We start from the raw sequence: 22,395 nt of genomic DNA on the forward strand, positions 1-22,395 counted from the left end.
AAGCTTTCACGACTTAAAAAATACGTCCAAAAATCCAACACAGACACGCTTTACAAACTATTCTTTGAGTGGTCGGTCAAGTGACTACCCGCAGCAAACTGTTGTGACTGCAAGTTGATATCGACAAGGAGCGCTAGCCATGGTTAGCAGCGATACAGGTATCTTCTTTATTTTATTCGCAATTGTGGCTCTCTTGCTGGGGGCCCTACTGCGTTCTGTATTAAAGAAAAGTATTCTGCCCTACAGCGTTGCCCTGCTGCTGCTTGGTTTGGCGGCAGGTCTGGTACTGCGTTCTTTCAACTTCAAGCTTGAAGGCTTATCAGAGGCCTTAATTACCGTGACCTCTATCGACCCACATCTGATCCTATTTATGTTTTTACCCACCTTGATCTTTGAGTCCGCCTTCGCCATGGAAACCCATTTGTTTCGACGGATCTTCAGCCAAATTGCACTACTCGCAGTTCCCGGATTAATGCTCGCGATGCTCGCAACCGCTGGGCTGGTTCACGCTGTATTACCTCTGGATTGGAGTTGGGCGCTGTGTTTACTGTTTGGCGCTTTAATCAGCGCCACCGACCCGGTAGCGGTGGTGGCCCTGCTTAAAGAAGTCAGCTCTAGAAAACGCTTGGAAACCCTAATCGAAGGTGAATCACTACTCAACGACGGAACTGCCATTGTACTGTTCTCGCTGTTTCTTGGTTTACTGAGTCATACTGAATCACTTACCTTTTTCGAAGGCGTGAATGAATTTTTTCGAGTGGTACTGGCGGGCTTACTGCTTGGCTTAACCATTGGTTATCTGGCACTGTTATGGATGGACCGACTATTTAATAATCCAATGGTCGAAATCAGTATCAGCATTGCCAGTGCCTATTTGGTTTACTTTATAGCTGAAAATGTGTTGCATGTTTCCGGTGTGGTGGCTGTCGTCACCATGGCTATCCTATTTGCAGGCCCCGGTCGCACTCGAATATCCGTCCAAAGCGCCGATTTTCTGCACTCATTTTGGCAAATGATGGCTTATATCGCCAATACGCTAATTTTTTTACTGGTCGGATTAATCGTTGCTCTCAAGGTGCGTTTGGATTTACTTGAGTGGTGGTGGACCTTAGCCGCATTATACCTCGGGGTAATGCTCATACGAGCCCTTTCAATCGCCATTTTAATGCCGATATTAGGTCGAATTAGTATTGGACTCTCTTGGCAAAAAGCCAGCGTATTAACTTGGGGGGGACTACGCGGTGCGGTTTCTCTGGCACTGGCACTGACCTTAGTCAACCACCCACAAATCGAGCCACTTGTTGGTCAACAGATCCTATTTATGACCGCTGGAATCGTGGTACTGACAATTGTGATCAACGGCAGCAGCATGGGCTGGCTGCTAAATAAATTGCAGCTAAGTGGCTTACCCCACTCAAAGCAGGTCACCGTAAATAAGGCCCAACACCTTATCTACCGCGAGCTGAATCAGGAAATCAAAGTATTAAAACAAGACCCTCTCACCATTCGTGCAGACTGGACAAAAATAGCCAAAGGGCTCCAGCTCAGTGAAAACGACCTCGATGACAGCTTAGGCGGCGATGCCGAGTCGGGTGAACTCAGGATTGCTTATCAACGGCGCTTACTGGAAACCGAACGTCAATTTTACTGGAAACTCTATCGCAGCGGCGGTCTTGAAAGACTCGCGGTAAGTAAGTTGGTCGATGGCGTAGATCGCGCCCTCGATGGCGCGCCTTCCATCGGTCCAAGAGAAGTCTTGTTCCACTACTGGAAAACACCACTATTGGTGAAATTACTTGGGCGTATCTCCTGGCTTAGCCGACTCTCGCTTAGTCTGTCTTTCAACCAAATGGCCTTAGGTTATGAAGTGGCTCGCGGGTATATTTTGGCCCAAGATCATATCCTACAAATCGCCACCGAGTTAGCACCAACCCCGCAATTAGCAGACGTATTCACCCAGCAAATTGCCCATAACAAAACCAAAGTCTTAGAGATGATCTGGCAATTACAAGAAAGCTTTCCGGAAGTAGCCTACAGCTTAGAAACCCAAACGGCCAGCCGCCAACTGCATAATAAAGAGCGCTTTTTAATCACTCAGCTGGTCGAAGAAGCACAACTCGAGCAGGCCGAAGCCCAGAAAATGTTAGATGACGTAGAACGGCGTTTAATGGCACTGCGTAATATGCCCAGATTCACCACTCCCAGTGATTTTTGTAGCATACTCAAACAGGTGACTTGGCTTGCACAGGCCAAGGAGCGCTCTCTATTAAGCTTAAGCCGTCACGCCTGGCGACGGATCTACCCGCAAGGCGAGTTACTCCAGAGAAGAGGCGAGCAAGCCGATGCAATCGCCATTTTATGTCGTGGAAAAATCCAGCAACACCAGCAAAAAATCGACACTTTAGGCAGCTGTTTAGGACTGGAAGCACTACTGACAGGCCATTTTCAACAGGATATCTACAGCGAAGGTCCCTGTGATCTTATCTGGATAGATTTAAACGTATTAAGAAGCGTATCTAGTGAAGACCCCAAGCTGGCGGAACGATTAAGTGTAGAGCTACAACAACAACTATCGCAGCAGCAAGCTGTCACCTCACCTGAGCCTATAAATCCAAACCAGTAAAAAACGCTCACCAGCCAGTAGTGCCCCAAAGCCCGCAGAAATTAAGTGGATTGAGGACAAAGCGCATGACTCATGTTGACCTTAAAGGCTTTCACTGCCTTAAGTTTGCTTACCATTCTTCTCTATAACTTTGTAAACTAACGGTGCTGAAAAGGGGACATATTACGCCGAGTAAACGACTTGCTTGGAATTCGAGTCATCACAAGCATACTCCCGGATACAACTTAACTCATAATGAGCGCCAGTCTGTTATTATCGACACGCATCGTAAAATGGCTATCAATATCGAGGCTTACTAAGCTAAATACACTCGGTAAATTATTTGATGAGCTTAAAACCAACTGTAATCGCTAGTGATCACATAAAGCCTTGCTCGGATTATTGAAGGTGAAACATGATAAAAACCATCTCATGGATAACTGTAGCAATCACTCTCTTTTCAAGCCAGTTAACGGCCCAAGAGATGCTTGGCTACACCATCCATGCTCCCCCACTAAACTTTGTGCTTACACCAAAACAAGGAGAGCCAGGCGAGCCTGAAATAACAGGTTTCACCACCGACGTGATTAAGGAAATCTTCCATCGAACCAGAGATATAGTAAACATTGAAATCATCCCCTGGGCACGCGCTTATCGTAACGCGAAAACCATCAACAATAATTTCATTTTTAGTATTGCCCGAACCGCTAAACGTGAAGCGCAATTTAAATGGGTAGGCCCTATCGCACGTAAAAAAGCACGCCTGTTTGCTAAAAGCGATAGTCTAATTTCGATAAATAGTTTAGCCGACGCCAAAAAGGTTGCGAGCATAGGGACCATGCGCGAAGACTCAAAAGAACAATACTTGAAACAACAAGGCTTTACTAATCTGCAAAGCACCACCCATTGGGAACAGGGATTAGGGAAATTATTATTAGGGCGAACCACCTTATTTGCAGCCACCGATCTCGATATCCAAGCCATTTCACGAGAAGCTCAAATCAATCCTCATCTCATGAAAGCAGTGTTTACCATGTATGGTTACAATATTTATATCGGCTTTTCTCAACTCACCTCAGATAGGCTGATTGCTCGCTGGCAAGCGGCCTTAGATGACATGAAAAACGATGGCTCTTTTCAAAAGCTCGTCGACAAATGGGCCGCTTATTACCAAGCTCCTAACTGGGAGGTAAAAGATGGCATGTTACAAGTCAAATAAGCACCTCGGCAAACGAGCCCCAAGCAATCATTAGCGGTTACACATCCATTCCAAAAATCAACGCCCCTAGTCTTGAGCAGCAAGTTGCAATGTTAAGGCTCTGGCAGAAATATTTTTACATCCAGTGGTATTTTGCCCACACCACAGTGGAGAAAAAGCATCAGAATTTAACTTTTCAGCTTCGCTACGGAGTTGAGTCATCTCAATTGAAGCATAAGGAAAGCTTGGAGCCAGCGGATGCATATAACCGAGCTCTTTCATCACTCGATTCACGATGCCACGAGCAGGCCTGCCAGAGAACACATTGGTTAACGCCGTATGCTGTGATTTACGACTCTTTATCGCAGCACGATGTAAGCGAGACGTTTTAGCTTCAGAGCAAAGTAAATAAGTGGTGCCAATCAATACTGCACCCGCCCCCAGCTGCAAAGCGGCTTGAACACCTTGGCTATCAGCGATGCCACCCGCGGCAATTACTGGCACGCTAACTTTATTTACAATTTGAGGGACCAGCGCAGACATCCCCATTTGGGTCGAAATATCGTCTGACAGGAACATCCCTCGATGTCCCCCCGCTTCCAAGCCTTGAGCAATAATCCCATCAACACCTTTAGATTCCAGCCACAATGCCTCTTTGATAGTGGTCGCTGAAGATACAATCTTGGTTCCCCATCCTTTTATCCGAGCCAGCAATGACTGCTCGGGCAGACCAAAATGAAAACTTATAAATTCCGGCTTAAATGGCTCTATCGCATCAGCAATATCATGATTAAATGGAGTTCTATTAACATAATGAGGCAAACTTTCGCTGTGGATCGCCAATTCTTCAAAATATGGCTTTAACTTTTCTCGCCACAACATATGCTGATATTCAGCATATGCCTGCATCTTATGGCAGAAAAAATTAAGATTATAAGGTTTATCGGTGGCCTGTTTAATGAAACCTATTTCGCTAACGATTTGTTCTATGCTTAACATGCCACAGGGCAAAGAACCTAATCCCCCTGCCTCACTTACCGCGATAGTTAACGCGCTATCTTGAACGCCTGCCATCGGCGACTGAATAATTGGTAATTGAGTCCCCAGTAGTGCTTTCATATTTTCTTTATACATATTCGCTTTCCATAACGCCGCCCCTTTCATCAGCCACTTTATCACCAGCGTCACGCATATTTAAAGCGCTCGCTTTTGAAGCCATCACCCCAAATATTCGTCACCTTCAGCGTTTCAAGAGCTCTGTGTATTCAATGGAACAGTTGCCCTTGATGGCAAGACCTTGCGCGACTCTTATAACAGAGACGACAAACAAAGCACTATCCATATGGTGAATATCCACGCCAGCGCCAAACAGTTGCTCTATGGCCAACTAAAAACCGACAACAAAAGCAATAAAATCAACACGATATAGACGCTGATTCAAACGCTCGACTTGCATAACTCCATCGCGACAATTGCTGCCATCACCTGTCAGACCCAAATTGCCAAGGCAATCACCCGTAAGGTGGCTGATGACTTATTAGCAGTGAGGGGTAAACAGAGCAAGTGAACCGCAGCCCAGCAGACCGCCTTTCCCCCACACCGCGGCGCCCCGCTTGACAAAAGCACGGGTCAAATTGAAACGCTAAAAAGCCGGGATAAAGCCCCATCAGCCATAAACTGAATGCCAGTGAGCTGGGCACTCACCTCCACTTGGAGCAGGTTGAGCAGCTGTGTAATCGTCGAAAACTATCCAGCGGTAAAAGGCGCAAGAAATTCAAGCCACCGATCTAAACCCTTATCAAGACAAGTCGCTTCGTAATATATTCTTGGTGTTCAGATATATTTACATTATAAACAATAATGAATTCATTCACTTTTATAAGATAATTGCTTTGCATTAATTTGACTACTAATCTGGCGGCTTACCAAATAAACAACCTATTGTTTGTTTTTTTAAGAAGTTCAAGAGGTAGCAAATGATATTTACCATAAAGAGAAAACTTTTATTTATACTAAGTATATTCGTTCTAATTATTATCGTATTAGGAACATTAACAACCGTTCAAATCCAACAACAAGCATATCAAACTAAGATCGTACGAGAATTAAACCAAGCAGATACTTCACTTTATCTTGCTCGCCTAGCACAAGCCGACTACATGATTTCAGAAAAATCTAAATTTAAAGAGAATGCTTATATACAAACCGAGAAAACACGGTCAATTCTCAACCAAGTTAAATCGATGATGGAAGTAGTTTCCAGTAAAAAAGAAGTTGAAAATATAACCAACAGCGTTGAAGATTTCATTGACGCATTTAGTCATTTTTCAACATCAAAACAAAATGCAATCAAAGCTCGCGGAGAATTTAGCCAAGCAGCGGCCAGTATCTCTTCGAACATCGATAACACACTGCTCTCCATTGATGATTTTTACTCGAAGAATCAGCATCTTTTTGATGAATTTGGACGATACAAGCGAGCCAAAGAATTAAAAGACAAATTCAACGATCTTAGAGTGAACATTTGGACTTACAATGCAAAATATAATCAAGAATCAGAAGGTAAAATCATCAATGAAATTGAAAACCTAAACACTCAAGCATCAGAAATAAAAAATGTCATGTTATCTGATGATACAAAAAACACTATTTCTCTCTTAGAAAGAAACTTACAAAACTATTTAGCATTATTTAAAAGGATCAAAACGGAAAATAGCAACTTAAACCAAGCCACGGATTCTATGTTAAGTTCAGCCATGATGGCGTCAAAAAAAATGACTCAACTAGTATCGATAGAACTTGGAATCGCTGAACAAAAACGCCAACAAGCAATCACCTTAATTGTCTTGGCGATTGGAATATCTATTGTGGCTGCTATTAGTATGGGATATTGGTTAATTCGTTCAATTATGAGCCCATTAAATCAATCTATATATTTTGCTCAAAGAATATCATCAGGGGATTTAACAAAAGATATCGAAATTGCCGTAAATGATGAGTTTGGTTCATTAAATACAGCCCTAAATGAATCGGCTTTGGCATTACGTAAAATTATTTCACGCTTGTCCGACTTAACAAATATTATTTCGGAATCCAGTACCATCATCAGCGGCTCAGCCAAAAAATCAACCGAATCAGTCCAAATTCAGTTATCTCAAACAGATATGCTCGCCTCCGCTATACATGAAATGGCAATGTCGACAAACGATATCTCTGAGAATGCACAAAATGCTTCAGATCAAAGCCAAACTGCAGAAAACGAGGCCAAAAGTGGTATTGATAAAGTCAAACAAACATTAGGTGCGATCAATCATCTATCTCAGGAAATGACATCATCAACGACCTTAGTAAGCAAGCTAAGTGACGACAGTCATAACATTGCCAGCATACTCAATGTTATCCGCAGTATTGCCGATCAAACCAACTTGTTAGCGCTGAATGCTGCTATTGAAGCCGCCAGAGCAGGAGAGCAAGGAAGAGGTTTTTCCGTCGTAGCCGATGAAGTGCGTAGCTTAGCTCAGAAAACTCAAAATTCTATCGCAGAAATAACAAACATTATTAATACTATTCAAGTCGGTGCAAAAAATGTCGTGCAAGCCATTTCTTCATCATCAGAGAGTACCAAAGAAGTGGTCGGCTTAATGGAGCTATCTGGTTCAGCCTATGATTCGATTGTAAATGCAATTGATGAAGTATCGCAGATGAATACCCAAGTATCTGTTGCAACAGAAGAGCAAACATCCGTCGCTAAAGAAATCAGTATGAATGTAGAACAGATCAAAACACTTTTAGAAGATAATGTGCAGACGCTCACCGAGATCGAAACACAAATAATCAAACAGCATCAGCAATCAGATGATTTGGTCAATTTGGTCTCATTTTTTAAATTATAAACTGTTGGGCCTGATACGATAATGCCCATAAATAGGATCGAGTGTCATTTCGAAAAACATACGGAATGACACCCCACAGTTCAGCAATAATTAGAGGCTACAAAGAGCTACGCCTCCGGCTTTCCGCTTTTACAAACAAGTACTCTATGTTCTTCGTTCCTACAGAGTAAGCATTGATGGAATATTTAGGTCATTAACCACCAATGCTTGTTCGCCCGTTGAGAAGATCTCTAGACATGTATAACGGCAGTGACACTAGAATATATGGGGATTAGTTAGGGTCTTCCGTCGGTTCATCATCAATCCGATGAGTCCAAGTGATAATAGAAATATTGAGCTTGGTTCAGGGACCTGAACATCGTTAGGAATATCTGAAGCTACAATTAGAAGGTTGTCTATCGCTGCATAACCGCCCCCTAACAAATCAATTCTCAATGTAACATTGCCGTTGGTATTACCATCCGTTTCAAGAGGAAGCAAAACGCTACTCCAGTCAAAAGTATCGACGTCAGAAGCCGTTCCTGATGCAACACCACTATCGAGAACCTTCCCTGAACCAGTGCCATTCACACCCGTCGGATTGTCAAACAGAGTGAACTCAAATATAGGAGTACCTATAACACCATGAGGCCCCCAAGAGCTAAGCTCAATGCTTGATATATCAGCCATAAAATTTAGAAAATCGTAATGACCAACATTAAATGACAAACCAATTAAATCGTTTTGCGGGCTATTCTGCATCCCCAAGGCATAATTCCCACCTTGGCGAGACGAGTCTAAATACCCTGTACCATAGGCTTCGTTCCCCGATATATATAGCGTTTCGACCGTCTTTTTTTGAGCGAAAGAAAAACCTGTGGGTTGATCACCATACAAGGCATTAACAGACTGCAGACTCGCATCGCCATTCCCATTAATATAACCCGTCGGATTTTCGAAATCTTGTTCGTATAAAACAACATTTGAAAATGCGCTAACTGAAATGATGCTTAATAATAAAGATAAAATTGATAGCATAATTATTTTCATTTCTACTCCATATAATAGTTTTGATTTTCCATAAGAGCGATTTAAATAGATCGCTCTCCCAAGATCTCTATACACGAACCGCAAAAAAAATCAACAAAAACAAGTGGTTATATATTGATTAATTCAACGCTAACATGCTAGGCTGAAATGAAATAAAACTGAAATATTGATTTAATCATCCCGAAGAATAGAAATATAAAAACCACAACATTCCCACTAGCAATCAAACCAACAAAATGAGAACATTTATATATATTCCTTAACAAAGAATAATGTAAGTTCGTTATTTATAAGGCTGAATGAGGGTCATTCCAATCAAGAAAATAAACGCTGACATTGAAAAAAGTGAAAAAATATCAAAGTAGACCATCAGTTAATGCAAGAGCATCAGTACATGAACAACTTTGTGCTAATACGACTACTCTTTCCGTGGTTGGAAGCTGAATTTTCTATTTCCTGTTATACAGCAATATTTAGGGTTCGAAGATGTCTATAAAACCAATAAATGAAGCCACTTGGTCAGAAATTTTAAAGCTTCAAGCCGAAGCTTATGCTCTGGTCGATCCGGAAAGTTTGGAAGTTCTGAAAAGTAAGTGGTTGTGTTCTCCAGAATGTTGCTTCGTGTATGAAAAAGCAGGCAACGTAATTGGATACTTGTTGGCTCATTCATGGAATAAGGATACCCCACCAAAGCTCTTTCAAGCTCTGCCAGTTGGCTCAGAGGGAACAATTCTTTTTTTACATGATTTGGCTATTTCGAGTACTGCTGCAGGTCACGGCCTAGGCAAAAAGATGGTGGGGAATTTGCTAAACATTGCGAAAAATTCCGGTTTTCAGCAGATTCGCTTGGTTGCAGTGCAAGACTCTTCTGAGTTCTGGAAAAAGCAAGGCTTTTCATCTTTAGGAAGCCAAGCGGTAGACCCCAGTTACGGTGTAGGTGCTCAGCTTATGCTTCATGAACTTTCGACATAACAATGCCAAGCACAACCAAAGCTGCTTTGTTGCGACTTCGCTTTCACCACAAAGCAGCGCGTTTGGTTAACCTGACCAAATATGCGTAGCGGCTGCCAGCGTTATGTCTATTAGTTGCGAGCGTGTTATGTCTAATAATAGCTATAAATCAGGAAATATGAATGAAAAAGTCAGCTGGAATCATCATTGAAAATAAGTCTTTATTGGTTTTGCGCTCCAAAGGGAACGATACTTTTTTGCCCCAGGAGGAAAGCCTGATATGGGAGAGTCTCCAGAAGACGCCTTAGTGAGAGAGTTAAAAGAAGAAGTTGGAATCACCATAAAAAAGGGCGACTTTTCATTTTTTAACTCATATAAAGCGCCAGCTTCAGCTATTGAAAAAATTGAGCTCGAGATGGATGTTTATGTAGTCCATTCATATCAAGGTAAGCTGAAAGAAGCAGCTGAAATTGCTGAGCTAAAGTGGATCAATACCTCCAATATCAAGCAAGTTCAGGTTAGTTCAATATTCGAAACCAAGGAATTTCCAATGCTTGTTGAAAAAAATTGGTATCCTAGTCAAAAATACCCATAACAAAATTATAAAGACAGTTACTGCAACTCGTTTAATTGATGCTTTAAAATCGCTGTCTTTAACAAAAATGCGGGAAAGATGGAACATCTCCTTGTTATCACAAGGAAATTTTCTTCATAACGACCCTTATCTGTTTATATATTGCAAAGTGAAAATAAACAATGACTGATGTTCCAGATAAAATTACGTTTTATGAATTTCTTACGCCATTGATTACATCAGGTAAAAAGACAATCACGATCCGAGACAAATCTGAAAGCCATTATGTTGTCGGCTCTCAAGTCGAAGTTTTCACCTTGGAAACCGATCAAAAAGTTTGCGACATAGAAATTGAATCTGTAGCACCAATAAAGTTTGATGAGATCAATGAATTCCATGCTCAACAAGAGTTTTTGGAATTACCAAGACTTAAAGAGCTCATCAAAGAAATCTACCCAGATACCAATGAATTGTTTGTGATTACATATCAGTTACGGCCAACAACGCATAACAACTTGCGCCACGCAGGGGAAAAAATGACCCGGGGCGGCCAACTTTTCAGCGACTAAACTTTGTCTGAGCAAATAAAAATGGCGGTACCGTCAAAGCAAAACAGCAATCAACAGCACTCGCCAAACTAACCAACATTGAAACAAGTATTCGCCAGGGAGCGAAGTGCTGCTGATGAAGGGGCATAAAAGCCACCCCACCGCATCGGCTTTAACTCAACCAATATAATAAAAACAGATAACAGAGCAATTCTGATAACTGCTGAATCGCACCCAGCGCATCACCGGTATAGCCACCGATCTGTGCATGCAACCAACGGTCGAAACCAAACCGCGCCAGTAACAATACACCAACTAAAGCCACCGCTAGGCCCAAGCTTGGCAACAAGCTTAACGACAGCAGACTAATCAACAACAATACCAGGCGATCATTGTTACGGCTTGGGCTGTGAGCAATGTTTAACTTCGACTGTTCACTTTGGCGCACATAACCATGGCTGTAGATAAAACTCACCGCAACACTGCGGCTTAAGGTATGGGCAATCATCAAGGCTAAGGGCACTTGATGCAACTCACTGAGACTGACATATTTGAGCAATAACACCAACACCATGCCTATCAGCGCGTAAGCGCCCACCCGCGAATCCTTCATAATTTCCAGCTTGCGGAGCGGAGTAAAACCACCGCCAAAACCATCGCAGGTATCGGCAAAGCCGTCTTCATGAAAAGCACCAGTCATATAAATACTGGCAATCATCGATAACACCACCGCCACACTTTGCGGCCACAGCTGGGCGCTGAGCGAATACACCAAAGCGCTTAAACAACCCACCAGCAAGCCCACCAGGGGGCTGAATTTATAAGACTCGTTCTTGCGATCTTCGCTATAAGGCAGATCCGCAGGAACTGGCAAACGGGTAAAAATAGAAATCGCCAGTAGCAGAACCTGCCATTGATAGGTGATTTTAGAAGCAATTGTCATGTAAAACTTACCTGAGGCCAAAGTTGGCCATCTGAATCGTGAAAAACCGAAATGGAGATTCTTGCTGCATAGCCAATCTCCAAGCGTTGCAAGTAACTGGCAGTTCTTGGCAGCTGCAAGACGTAACGCAAAATTTGTTTAATCACCCCGCCATGGGTGACTAACAACACGCGCTTACCCCGATGTTGTTTGAGTAGCGCCTTCCAGGCACTCACAATCCGCTGTTCATAGGCCAATAAACTCTCGCCCCCGGGCGGCGTCACATGCCAGGGATCGGCCCAAAAGGCACTCAAGACTTGCTGCTCTCGCTCCCAAACCTGCTGCTTGGGCAGACCGTCCCAATCGCCAAAATCAATTTCCATGAATTGTTTGGCCTGCTGCAGTTCTAATTCATGCTGTTGCGCGTATTGCTCGGCAAAATCACGGCAACGACGGAGCGGCGAACTCACCAATCGCTCTGCCACGGGGGCATGTTGCATGGCGGCAAACATTTGCGCCATCCCCTCTTCGGTTAAGGCAAAATCACTATGGCCGCGAAAGCAGTCTGCCCCTTTGGGTAAACCATGGCGCAGTAAATCAATGCTGGTAGTGCTCATCTAAATCATTCTTATGTTATAGGTAAATGCGCCAATCGCTCCATTCAAGCACTGCATTGCAGTCCCGAGTGCTGTATTGGAAAGTCCAGCCTTTGGACTTTCCCATTGCTACCAATGCCTTGACCTTCTGCCCAGGAGCATTGCCCGCGCAGAATATTGCTCAAGGCACGTAACCACTCGCCGTGACCGACGATGATAATGTCGTGTTGCTCAGCGAAAGGGGCCAGAGAGATTAAGAAAGAATGAATTCTCGCCGCAAAATCAGCTTCCGACTCGAGCCCGGCCACACCCTGCATTTGTCGTTGATAACGTTGCTGGTAGACTCGCCACTGCTCACTTAAGTGCTGATTTTGATCGATCACCTCACTCTGTAGTTCACCAAAACAGCGTTCGCGAAGCCGCACATCAACGCTTGGTTTCAAGCCTAAACGCTTTCCCAATAGCTGAGCGCTGTGATAAGCGCGAGCTAAATCGCTGCAAAACAACAGCGGCAGATGACAAGCGGGCAAAGGCAGCGTAATCAATTGCTGCAGCGCTTGCTCGGTTAAGGGGCTATCCAGCCAGCCTTGGATGCGCCGCTGCGCATTCCACTGCGTTTGACCGTGGCGGATCAATATAAGGCTCACAACTCCCCCTTAAAGATACTGGCAACTAACCGAGGATTATAGGGAAAGTACCAATGAATATAAGAGGCTATCAACTTTTCTTGCTGCCACACCGGATCCATCTCGCGGCCCGATTGGGCAATCGGCGTGCATAATACCCACTGCTGCGACTGGGTTTTAGAATAATGAAAACTGTGACCGCGCAGTTTTTGACCGGAAAAATCAGCTTCCACCAGACCCAAGGCGCAGAGCCTATCCTGCATTTGCGCCGTGGCATCCAGCACCCCACAGAGCTCGGCGCTCACCCCATCGACATCACTTAGACTTCGATTGAGATAAAGCATACCGCCGCATTCTGCCAAAATCGGCTTGCTCTGGGCATGCAGTCTGATCTGCTGCATCAATACTTGGTTATCCTGCAACGCTTGCAAGTGCAACTCAGGATAACCGCCGGGCAAATACAGCGCATCGCAGAGTGGGAGTTCATCACCTGCAATGGGCGAGAAAAATACTAAGTGAGCGCCCAGTTGCTGCAATACATCTAAATTCGCCTGATAGATGAAACTAAAAGCCTTATCGCGAGCAATCGCGATGGTGCAGTTGACCAATAAGAGGGGCAGAGGTTCTGCCTGGGGGACCTGTAAGGCGACTGGGGGAGGCAACTTGAGCTTGGCGGTTTCGGAGAGCATCGCGGCGGCCAAATCCAATCGTTGATCGAGATCGGCCAACTCTTCGGCTTGCACTAAACCTAAATGACGCTCTGGCAAGGTAAGGCCTGAATTTTTTTGCAGATAACCACAAAATGCCAATGAATCGGCCAAGGCATCTTTAAGCATTTGTGCATGACCCGCAGAACCAACCCGGTTGGCAAACACGCCATACATTGCAACATCCTGACGATAATGACTCAGACCAAAGGCGATCGCCGCAAAGGTTTGTGCCATGGCGGCGGCGTCGATTACCGCCAGTACCGGGATCCCCAACACCGCTGCAATATCGGCGCTAGAACATTGGCCATCAAACATGCCCATCACCCCTTCAATCAGGATCAAATCGGCCTGTTGCGCAGCCTCGGCCACCAGAGCTTTACAGTGGGCTTCACCGCACATCCAAAAATCCAATTGATACACTGGCTGCCCGCTGGCAAAGGCCAGAAAGTTAGGATCGATAAAATCGGGGCCAGTTTTAAATACTCGTACGGTTTTACCCAAGTTAGTAAAATACCGGGCGATGGCCGCAACCACCGTGGTTTTACCACTGCCCGAACTAGGCGCGGCGACCACTAAGGCCGGACATAGGTGTTGTTGCTTAGGCAATGTTGACTCCAGTGGCTTGTGGAACGCTGGGAGCGGCTGGAGATGAAAAATCAAACTCTGGCCACAGCTTTTGTAAATCGAGATGTTGTTCTATGGCATCAGCCACCCGGTTAATGCCCTGCTCGCGCAGCGCCTCAAAATCCAGCCCCTTGGCATCGCTTAAACCAGCCCAGCGTAAAATGGCGGCACAGGCTTCGCTGGATTCAAAGATGCCATGTAAATAAGTTGCAAACACCTGTTGCTCCATTCCAAATGCACCGTCGGGGCCAGAGTCTAAACTCAGCGGTGCCTGAGGACCAATCCCCGAGGTGCGGCCAGCATGGATTTCATATCCAAATACTGCTACGGATTCGGCCCCTGGCATCGTCAGAATACCCTTGCTACGCCGCAGCTGCTTGTTGTTCTGCAATTCAGTTTGTAAAGGCAAATATCCCAAACCTTCGCTTTCACCCGCAACGCCCTCGATACCGAGTGGATCCGCAATCACTTCCCCCAACATCTGCAAACCACCACAAATTCCCATCAACTTACCGCCAAACCGCAAATGCCGCTCGATTTGCTTATCCCAGCCTTGGTCGCGTAAAAATGCCAAATCACTGCGAACACTCTTTGAACCGGGCAAGATAATTAAATCCGCAGCTGGCAATGGTTGATGTTTAGCGACAAACACCAGATCCACATTGGGGTGTAAGCGCAATGGATCAAAGTCAGTGTGATTGCTAATGCGCGGTAAAATTGGCACCACCACCTTCAAGGGATGTTCCGCCTGTTTCAGCTGATTCACATTAATTGCATCTTCAGCTTCCAGCATCAAACCATGTAAATAAGGCAATACGCCTAATACTGGCTTGCCCGTTTTCTGCTCCAGCCATTGCAAACCACTCTCCAATAAGGCTTTATCACCGCGAAAGCGATTAATCACAAAGCCCACCACCTGCGCCTGTTCCGCCTCGGTGAGTAATGCAAGAGTACCGTACAAATGCGCAAATACCCCGCCGCGATCGATATCAGCCACAATAATCACCGGCACATTGGCGGCTTGAGCAAAGCCCATATTGGCAATGTCATGCTCACGCAAGTTGATCTCGGCTGGGCTTCCCGCGCCTTCAATGAGTACGCTTTGATATTTCGCCTGTAAACGAGCAAAAGACTCCAACACATACTTCATCGCCTTAGGTTTATAGGCATGATAAGACACTGCATCCATCTCCGCATGCGCCTTACCATGAATAATCACCTGCGCCCCCACATCGGTATTGGGCTTCAGTAAAATCGGATTCATATCGGTGCTTGGCTCAATACCGCAAGCATAAGCCTGTACCGCTTGGGCGCGGCCTATTTCGCCATGGTCGATGGTAACCGCACTATTCAAAGCCATATTCTGTGGCTTAAAAGGCGCAACCTGAACGCCCCTGCGTGCCAGTACGCGACACAAACCGGCCACCAACACCGATTTACCCGCATCTGAAGTAGTGCCTTGAACCATCAGGGCTTTAGTGCATGCTTGCATGAGCGGATCCTTGTTGCTGTTGTTGCGGTTTCAACCATGGCGTCACCGCACGATCGAGGCTGGCGAGTAGCTGTTGTGGCTTAATTGCCTGCTGCTCGGCAAATACCAAACAAGCACCTAAACCACAGCCTTCAATCACGTAGCCTCTTTCATACATTTGCAATGCCTTAAACTTCGAGCCATCAAAACGTAGTTCGGGAGTCAATACACGACAATTCGCAGGCAGTGCCGCGGCGATAATTTGCGAATCACCGGAGGCCATCACCCAGCGCGTAGTGGCAATGCTCAATTGTTTATCACGAAGTTGATGTTGCATGGCAATCACTGGTGCAAACATCATCACGCCTCCGGCAAAGTCGAGACGAACTAACTCCGAGTCGAGTAGTGCACAACAGGCTCGCTGAATGGGATCCGACCATTGTAAACTAGCCACATAAGGCTCCACCGCCAGCGGCAGTTGTGCGGTCTGACTCAGCAGAGATTCAATCAATTGTTCTTTTACTCGCAACTTTTCCGGATCTTTGGTACTCCCAGCAAAACTCAAGACTTGACCCAACCAACGTCGTAACCAAAGGCTGGCAAAGCTAGTGCCTCCTATTCCCGACTCGGCGATCAGATGCCGCTCGCCCGCTGCCGCCTGACGTTTCAACTCAGGAATCAACTGTTGTTGCATCAGCTGTTGCTCTGCACCCAGCGCACAGTGATGCACCACTAGGTGATCAACCATGCTGCCATTAAAATCAGGTTCATGCTCCAGGCCTAATTGATAACAATGCAGTCGAATTTTATAACCTTTGGCCTGCAGGGCGCGAAATATTCCATGAACCAAAATCGCCGGAGTCACCGAGCCGTTGGCCAATTCCGGAGAAGGCAAAAATTGGCCATCCAGTAAGGTATTCGCCTGACCACAGGCAATCAACTCGGTATCGCGCGAGGGGTGCAATTGCATCAGCCCGTCACCTGCGCCCGCGTCACTAATCTGATGTAGGTTTGGGATCGGAGCAACCGAGTTTAAAGTTATAAAATTCAACCACATAATATTCATCCTTTGAGATGCATGGGAAGGCCAGCGGTGACCAACGTCACCTTGTTTACTTGGGCTGCAATCGCTTGATGTAGCCAGCCAGCTTGATCTACAAAACGACGCGATGACTCACCCATCGGCACAATGCCACAACCCACTTCGTTGCTAACTAAAATCACTTGTCCGGGAAGTTGGGCCAAGCTGGTCAGTAAACTTTGCTTACGCTCGGGCCATTGCACCTGGTCAAACTCAAACAGGCAATTGCTCAACCACAGGGTTAAACAATCCACCAAAATGCAATTATCGGCGCGGCTATGGGCGAGTAATGCCTCGGACAATGCAACTGGCTCTTCAATCACTTGCCAGTGGGCTGGACGCTGCTGTTGATGCATTGCCACCCGCTGCGCCATCTCGGGATCACGCACCTGAGAGGTGGCAAGATAAATCACGCTTTTGCCCGATAGCTGCGCCTGTTGCTCGGCGTAAGCACTTTTCCCGGAACGGGCACCACCCAAAACTAGTTCAATCCGATTCGCCATCGCTGGTCTCCTTGATGGCGTGGCTTAGCTGTTGCAACGCCTTGGTTAATTTTGTCCAATCAGCCTCACTGGCGGGTAAACCAAAGCGCAGCGCATCCCCTTCGTCACATAAACGGGTGTAAATTTGGGCTTCACAGAGTTGCCTATGCCAGTCACTTGCTTGCACCAGATAAGCGCTGGTAAATAGCTGGCTGCCCGCCAGCCGACAGTTTAAATATTTCGCTAATAATTGATTAAGGCGCTGCGAGGCTACGCCTAACGCACGCTTGGTTTGCTGCTGCCAGGGTTTATCGAGCAGTGCCTGTTGTACCACCCAGCGACAAGGACCAGCCACCGTCCAAGGACCCAGCCGATGCGCCAACGCTACCTGCATGGCCAGCTCGGCAAATACAAAACCAACCCGTGCCCCTGCTAAACCAAAAAATTTACCTACCGAGCGCAGCACCACCAGATGCGATAAATCCAGCTCAGGGTGCAATAACGAGCACTGCGGTGTGCAATCCATAAAGGCTTCGTCCACCAGTAAATACCCGCCTCTGGCAGCCAGATGCTGGCGCAACTCAAGCAGTTGCTGCACCGAATAGCGCTCCCCGCTTGGGTTATTGGGATGGATCACCACCAGTACATCGCTGCGAGCCACCAGCTGCGGGCTAGGGAAATCATCATAAAACAGCAACTCGCACCCGCCGCACTGTTGCCAAGCATGTTGGTGCTCTTTATAGCCAACTCTAGGCAGCGCCACCACGGCCTTGGAACACTCGAGACGCGCCAAAATAATACTAGGTAAGGCCATAATCGCCGCCTGAGAGCCAGCCACCGCCAGCGGTTTAAACGGCGCATTATAATAACGAAGAGCGGCCTGTTCTAAACCGTCATCGATTTGCGGCAAATGCTGCCAAACCTCGGCAGGCAGGCTGCCCACCGGATAGGCAAAAGGGCTCACCCCAGTGGAAAGATCCAGCCAGTCGGTCAATGCTCCGCCGTAACGAGCCACCTGCTCACGCAAATTCCCACCATGCTGTGGCGCGACTGCCTTCATTCTCTGCTCCTCAATCAAGTCATCCCCTCAAACTTCCGTTCACCAAAAACTCAATCAACTCATCAATTAACCAATGCCAAGCCCAAAGCTCAGCAGGCCAATAGCCAAATCAACCACACCAGCGCTAAGCCAATGCAGCCCCTTTCAACCAAGGCAATAGCCCTTGGAATTGCCTGTGGCGGTGATAAAGGCCCATGCCCCATCGGCGGCTTTTGGTGCAGCACGCCATGATAATAGGTGGGCCCACCAATACTGATCCCCAAAGCGCCAGCTCCGCTGGTCATGGTGACGCCTCCATTGGGGCTGGCACAATGCCGAGCCTGCTGTTGCCAGCACTGTAGCGCCAATTTGAAATCGCCCTGAACCGCATAGCTCAGCGCAGTGAGCCGTGCGGGCAGCCATGCCAGTAGATCATCGAGTCTGGCACTAACATAACCAAACTCTAAATACTGAGAGGTTTTATAGCCCCACATCGCATCCAAGGTATTGGCTAAGCGAAATAACAACGCACCAGGTGCGCCCAAGAGCACAAACCAAAGCATCGGTGCGATCACCGCATCATTCCCATTTTCCAGCACCGATTCGATGGTCGATGAGCTAATCGCAGTGGCATCCATACGCTCGGTATCACGACTCACGATTTGCGCCAACTGATACCGCGCCTGCGCCATATCGCCCTGCTGTAAAGGCCGATAAATCTGTTGGGCATGTTCACTTAAGCTACGGCCACCCATACTTAGATAGAGGATCAGGCTGCTGGCGACAAACCACGCCAAAGGCGAGCGCACCAACAGCCAATGACAAGCGCCAAAGCATAGCAATACCGGCGGCAGCACCGCGAAGCTCCAAGCCAAAGCACCTTGTTGTTTTTCACTCAAGCAAACCATCGCGCGACAGCGCCGCTCAATGTATTGCGCCAAATTGCCAAACACGACCAAAGGATGACAACGGCTAGGCTCGCCTAGGGCTTTATCTAAACCCAGCGCCAGCAGTAAGGCCAATGCGCTGGCTAAACTTCGATCGGCGAGGAGCGCTTCAAGCCACATCGGCGGCCTCGTATACCAAGGCCTCGGGTAAATCAAACAGGCTCAGCGCTTCGGCTTCACCAAGTACATGGCCTTGCTGAGTAGCCCAATCCCGGACCCGCTCATTCAAGGCGATCAACTTGGCTCCTTGCAGGGCCTCGGCATGATGTTTATAGAGCGAGGCGGCAATCGCACTATCTTCCACCAATAACCAGTCAACCGACGGCAATGGATAAGCCAAGGCTTGACTCAATCGCTGACCAATATTGTGGTAACGACTGTTAGGATCTCGCTCCAAGGCATCCAGCGTTAAGATCAATGCATGTTCCGACAGTACTGCAGGGGCAATCCCCAACGCTTCTAAAGCCCGACAAACCGCTGGATCATCACTCCCCATTGGCATCCTAAATTGACGAATATCCCGCTGCTGCTGTTTTAAGCTCTGCCACCACAGTTTAAAACTACTTAGATCGGCAAATCCCAGCTCCACTTGATTGGCAAAAAATCGCCAATCTTCAGCATGAATGCTCGACTCGCAAGGTAAACTATCCACCTGAATCACCTCAGCCCCAAGCTCGGAAATCGCCTGCTGTTGTGGGTAGTCACCACACAGCAGCACTCTTGAGCCAAACAAGGGCAAACGAGCACACCAGTCAAATTCCTTGGCTTGGGCAACCACTTCTCCAACAATCACTAAAGCAGGGCCAGCCTGTTGTAAGCCTGCGACTTTATCGGCGATACTCGCCAGCGTCGCCACAACACAGTGATGGTCGGCACTAGTCGCCGAAAATATCAGCGCGATCGGCGTCTCTGGCGAGCGTCCCTGACGAATAAAATTCTGCACATGTTTGGCCAATTGTTTAGCCCCCATATACAACACCAGAGTGCCGCCGTCTTGTCCAAGCGCACCCCAAGAAGCAATGCTATCACTAGATTTATGACCACTCACAAAGGTCACACTCGAAGCGATCCCGCCACTGGTTAAAGGAAAGCCAGAATAGGCAGCAGCACCTAAGGCAGCGGTGATGCCGGGCACTAACTCGTAGTCAATCTGATGAGCTTCCAAATCGCGGCATTCTTCGGTCATTCGACCAAAAATACAAGGGTCGCCCGCTTTTAAACGCGCCACTCGTTTACCTGAATGGGCGAAAGCCAATACATCGGGATGCATCCCGTAATCAATATGACAGCCCTGATAGCCACGATAGCCCACCTGATAGAGCTGCACATGCGCAGGTACCACCGATAATATGGCGGCACTCACCAGTTTGTCGTAGCACACCACATCACAATCACTGAGTAGTTGTTTGGCGCGACAGGTGAGTAGGCCGGGATCGCCGGGACCCGCACCAATTAGATAAACTTTACCCTTACTCATCGAAAGCCTCCTCGCTTAACGGCGCAATGCTTGCCTGACGGCAGGCGTGGGAAAAACTGGGGTCATATAACTTTGAATCGACAAAATCATCGATGGCCAAAACCTTGCTCACGATGATCATCGCTGTGGAACGGATCTTCGCCTGATGCATCTTGTCGGCAATATCGGCCAGCGTACCCCGAATGATCCGTTGCTCTGGATGTGAGGCCTTTTCAACCACCGCCACTGGCCAGCTCAAGGGATAAACTTCACTCAATTCACGGACCACCTTACGGATCAAAGTTGCGCTGAGAAACAAACACAGGGTGGCTTCGTGCTGCGCCAAAGATTTAAGGTTTTCCTTCTCCGGCACCGGAGTGCGCCCCGACATGCGACTTAGAATAATGGTTTGGCACTGCTCAGGCAGGGTCAGTTCCTGACCGAGCGCAGCGGCGGATGCTTGAAACGAAGACACTCCCGGCACCACCTGCCAATCAATCTCCAGCGCATCCAAACGGCGAACCTGCTCGGCCAGCGAAGAATAAATCGATAGGTCGCCAGTTTGCACTCTGGCCACATCCTTGCCTTGCTGCTTCGCCTCAAGGTAAACCTGAGTGATAGCATCCAGATCCATATCTGCAGAATTCAAAACTAAAGCGTCGACGCGCGCACGCTCAATCACCGCTTTGGGCACTAAACTGCCGGTATACAGCACCACTGGACAAGTCTCGACCAACTTCGCGCCTTTCACCGTAATCAGATCCGGGTCACCGGGCCCCGCACCAATAAAAAATACCGTCATCACTGTTCCTCTTGTCGCTGCTGTAGTGCCCGCCCGGGCGTTTGTCCGTCTCGGGTTTCACCATCTTGCAAGGTATATTTGTTGTCGTAACCACGCGGGGTTACGATCCAATCTTTAAAACGAAAACTGCTATTATTGCCAACAATCACCGCAGCGTTCATGGCAAACTCTAAGTCAGTAAATTTGTCCAAAGTCGATAATTGCACCGACTGCTCTGGGCGATAAGCCGCATTCACAATCGCCACCGGGGTTTTGGGGTGACGGTGTTGCAGCAAAATTTGCTGTGCTTCAACAATCTGTTGCTGGCGCTTACGTGAACGTGGGTTATAAAAAGTAATCGCAAAGTCGGCAAGTGCCGCCGCTTCAATGCGCTTCACAATGACTGGCCAGGGGGTGAGTAAGTCCGATAAGGAAATAGTGCAACTATCGTGGCCCAATGGGGCTCCGACTAAAGAAGCGCAGGCATTGGCGGCGGTAATTCCGGGCACAATTTCCAGCTCAATATTAAGATCGTTGGTGCTCACTAACTCGAGGATCAGCGGCGCCATGGCGTACATCCCCGCGTCACCCGAACAAACCATCGCCACATTGTGACCTAACTGCACTTGCGATATCGCGGCATCGGCACGTTGCCACTCTTTAGTCATACCACTGCGTACAATGGTTTGCTGACCCAATAAGGGCTGAATCAATTTGATGTACAAGCCGTAACCCACCACCACGTCAACCGACCGAATCACCTGCTGGGCCTTCACCGACATCAAATCTAAGCTGCCAGGGCCTAAACCCACTAAATATAACTTAGCCAAAAGCTTGCTCCTGCTTTGCCAACTTCATTTGAAGT

General features: G+C 47.1%; 20 protein-coding genes. 6 read left to right on the forward strand and 14 right to left on the reverse strand.

Features of this window, described 5'->3' with window-relative positions; genetic code table 11:
* Positions 1 to 139: 139 nt before the first annotated feature.
* Together ACRRSX_RS14955 and ACRRSX_RS14960 are read left to right on the forward strand one after the other, a co-directional pair.
* On the forward strand, positions 140 to 2,623 hold the full coding sequence (locus ACRRSX_RS14955) for a cation:proton antiporter domain-containing protein (RefSeq protein WP_432452408.1): 2,484 nt from the start codon (positions 140 to 142) through the stop codon (positions 2,621 to 2,623).
* Positions 2,624 to 3,017: 394 nt separating this feature from the next.
* Positions 3,018 to 3,821, forward strand: a complete 804-nt coding sequence (locus tag ACRRSX_RS14960) for a substrate-binding periplasmic protein (RefSeq protein ID WP_432452407.1) — start codon at positions 3,018 to 3,020, stop codon at positions 3,819 to 3,821.
* A 66-nt stretch (positions 3,822 to 3,887) separates the two neighbouring features.
* Here the strand turns inward: ACRRSX_RS14960 and ACRRSX_RS14965 are convergent, their stop codons facing one another.
* Entirely contained in the window at positions 3,888 to 4,934 is a 1,047-nt protein-coding gene (locus ACRRSX_RS14965) for an NAD(P)H-dependent flavin oxidoreductase (protein WP_432452406.1), read from the reverse strand.
* Positions 4,935 to 5,776: 842 nt separating this feature from the next.
* Here ACRRSX_RS14965 and ACRRSX_RS14970 point away from each other — a divergent pair.
* Positions 5,777 to 7,693: a methyl-accepting chemotaxis protein gene (locus ACRRSX_RS14970; protein ID WP_432452405.1), complete on the forward strand. Its 1,917-nt coding sequence runs from the start codon at positions 5,777 to 5,779 to the stop codon at positions 7,691 to 7,693.
* A 255-nt stretch (positions 7,694 to 7,948) separates the two neighbouring features.
* On the opposite strand, the gene ACRRSX_RS14975 is transcribed toward ACRRSX_RS14970, so the two are convergent.
* Positions 7,949 to 8,722, reverse strand: a complete 774-nt coding sequence (locus tag ACRRSX_RS14975) for a PEP-CTERM sorting domain-containing protein (protein ID WP_432452404.1) — start codon at positions 8,720 to 8,722, stop codon at positions 7,949 to 7,951.
* 486 nt (positions 8,723 to 9,208) lie between these two features.
* Here ACRRSX_RS14975 and ACRRSX_RS14980 point away from each other — a divergent pair, with 486 nt between their 5' ends.
* The 3 genes from ACRRSX_RS14980 (at position 9,209) to yqfB (ending at position 10,816) form a co-directional block, all read left to right on the forward strand.
* On the forward strand, positions 9,209 to 9,694 hold the full coding sequence (locus ACRRSX_RS14980; RefSeq protein ID WP_432452403.1) for a GNAT family N-acetyltransferase: 486 nt from the start codon (positions 9,209 to 9,211) through the stop codon (positions 9,692 to 9,694).
* A gap of 259 nt (positions 9,695 to 9,953) precedes the next feature.
* Positions 9,954 to 10,268: an NUDIX domain-containing protein gene (locus ACRRSX_RS14985; protein WP_432452402.1), complete on the forward strand. Its 315-nt coding sequence runs from the start codon at positions 9,954 to 9,956 to the stop codon at positions 10,266 to 10,268.
* Positions 10,269 to 10,429: 161 nt separating this feature from the next.
* Positions 10,430 to 10,816 (forward strand): N(4)-acetylcytidine aminohydrolase, encoded by a 387-nt coding sequence (yqfB, locus tag ACRRSX_RS14990; RefSeq protein ID WP_432452401.1) that lies wholly within the window; start codon positions 10,430 to 10,432, stop codon positions 10,814 to 10,816.
* A gap of 151 nt (positions 10,817 to 10,967) precedes the next feature.
* Here yqfB and ACRRSX_RS14995 read toward each other — a convergent pair whose 3' ends face one another.
* The 12 genes from ACRRSX_RS14995 to cobJ all read right to left on the reverse strand — a co-directional run bounded on the left by ACRRSX_RS14995 (position 10,968) and on the right by cobJ (position 22,360).
* Positions 10,968 to 11,738 carry an adenosylcobinamide-GDP ribazoletransferase gene (locus ACRRSX_RS14995; RefSeq protein ID WP_432452400.1) on the reverse strand — a complete coding sequence of 257 codons (771 nt, stop codon included), beginning with the start codon at positions 11,736 to 11,738 and terminating at the stop codon, positions 10,968 to 10,970.
* Positions 11,735 to 12,334, reverse strand: coding sequence for a histidine phosphatase family protein (locus ACRRSX_RS15000; protein ID WP_432452399.1), 600 nt, complete (start codon positions 12,332 to 12,334; stop codon positions 11,735 to 11,737). The genes ACRRSX_RS14995 and ACRRSX_RS15000 overlap by 4 nt, the downstream gene beginning before the upstream one ends.
* Positions 12,335 to 12,378: 44 nt before the next feature.
* Positions 12,379 to 12,960: a histidine phosphatase family protein gene (locus tag ACRRSX_RS15005; protein WP_432452398.1), complete on the reverse strand. Its 582-nt coding sequence runs from the start codon at positions 12,958 to 12,960 to the stop codon at positions 12,379 to 12,381.
* On the reverse strand, positions 12,957 to 14,255 hold the full coding sequence (locus tag ACRRSX_RS15010) for a cobyrinate a,c-diamide synthase (RefSeq protein WP_432452397.1): 1,299 nt from the start codon (positions 14,253 to 14,255) through the stop codon (positions 12,957 to 12,959). Before ACRRSX_RS15010 ends, ACRRSX_RS15005 begins: the two co-directional genes overlap by 4 nt.
* Positions 14,248 to 15,765: a cobyric acid synthase gene (locus tag ACRRSX_RS15015; RefSeq protein WP_432452396.1), complete on the reverse strand. Its 1,518-nt coding sequence runs from the start codon at positions 15,763 to 15,765 to the stop codon at positions 14,248 to 14,250. Before ACRRSX_RS15015 ends, ACRRSX_RS15010 begins: the two co-directional genes overlap by 8 nt.
* Complete coding sequence (locus tag ACRRSX_RS15020; RefSeq protein WP_432452395.1) at positions 15,749 to 16,801, reverse strand: hypothetical protein; 1,053 nt, start codon at positions 16,799 to 16,801, stop codon at positions 15,749 to 15,751. The genes ACRRSX_RS15015 and ACRRSX_RS15020 overlap by 17 nt, the downstream gene beginning before the upstream one ends.
* Positions 16,802 to 16,806: 5 nt before the next feature.
* Complete coding sequence (cobU, locus tag ACRRSX_RS15025) at positions 16,807 to 17,328, reverse strand: bifunctional adenosylcobinamide kinase/adenosylcobinamide-phosphate guanylyltransferase (protein WP_432452394.1); 522 nt, start codon at positions 17,326 to 17,328, stop codon at positions 16,807 to 16,809.
* The gene (gene cobD / locus ACRRSX_RS15030; RefSeq protein ID WP_432452393.1) at positions 17,312 to 18,367 is read right to left on the reverse strand and encodes a threonine-phosphate decarboxylase CobD; all 1,056 of its coding nucleotides are present in this window, start codon (positions 18,365 to 18,367) and stop codon (positions 17,312 to 17,314) included. Before cobD ends, cobU begins: the two co-directional genes overlap by 17 nt.
* An 89-nt stretch (positions 18,368 to 18,456) precedes the next feature.
* A complete protein-coding gene (gene cbiB / locus ACRRSX_RS15035) occupies positions 18,457 to 19,413 on the reverse strand; it encodes an adenosylcobinamide-phosphate synthase CbiB (protein WP_432452392.1) in 957 nt (318 codons plus the stop codon).
* Positions 19,403 to 20,770: a uroporphyrinogen-III C-methyltransferase gene (cobA, locus tag ACRRSX_RS15040; RefSeq protein ID WP_432452391.1), complete on the reverse strand. Its 1,368-nt coding sequence runs from the start codon at positions 20,768 to 20,770 to the stop codon at positions 19,403 to 19,405. The genes cbiB and cobA overlap by 11 nt, the downstream gene beginning before the upstream one ends.
* Complete coding sequence (cobM, locus tag ACRRSX_RS15045; protein WP_432452390.1) at positions 20,763 to 21,551, reverse strand: precorrin-4 C(11)-methyltransferase; 789 nt, start codon at positions 21,549 to 21,551, stop codon at positions 20,763 to 20,765. Before cobM ends, cobA begins: the two co-directional genes overlap by 8 nt.
* Positions 21,551 to 22,360 (reverse strand): precorrin-3B C(17)-methyltransferase, encoded by an 810-nt coding sequence (gene cobJ, locus ACRRSX_RS15050; RefSeq protein ID WP_432452389.1) that lies wholly within the window; start codon positions 22,358 to 22,360, stop codon positions 21,551 to 21,553. Before cobJ ends, cobM begins: the two co-directional genes overlap by 1 nt.
* Between the last annotated feature and the right edge of the window lie 35 nt (positions 22,361 to 22,395).

It is taken from the genome of Agarivorans sp. QJM3NY_30 (assembly GCF_050870855.2).
Taxonomy (GTDB): domain Bacteria; phylum Pseudomonadota; class Gammaproteobacteria; order Enterobacterales; family Celerinatantimonadaceae; genus Agarivorans.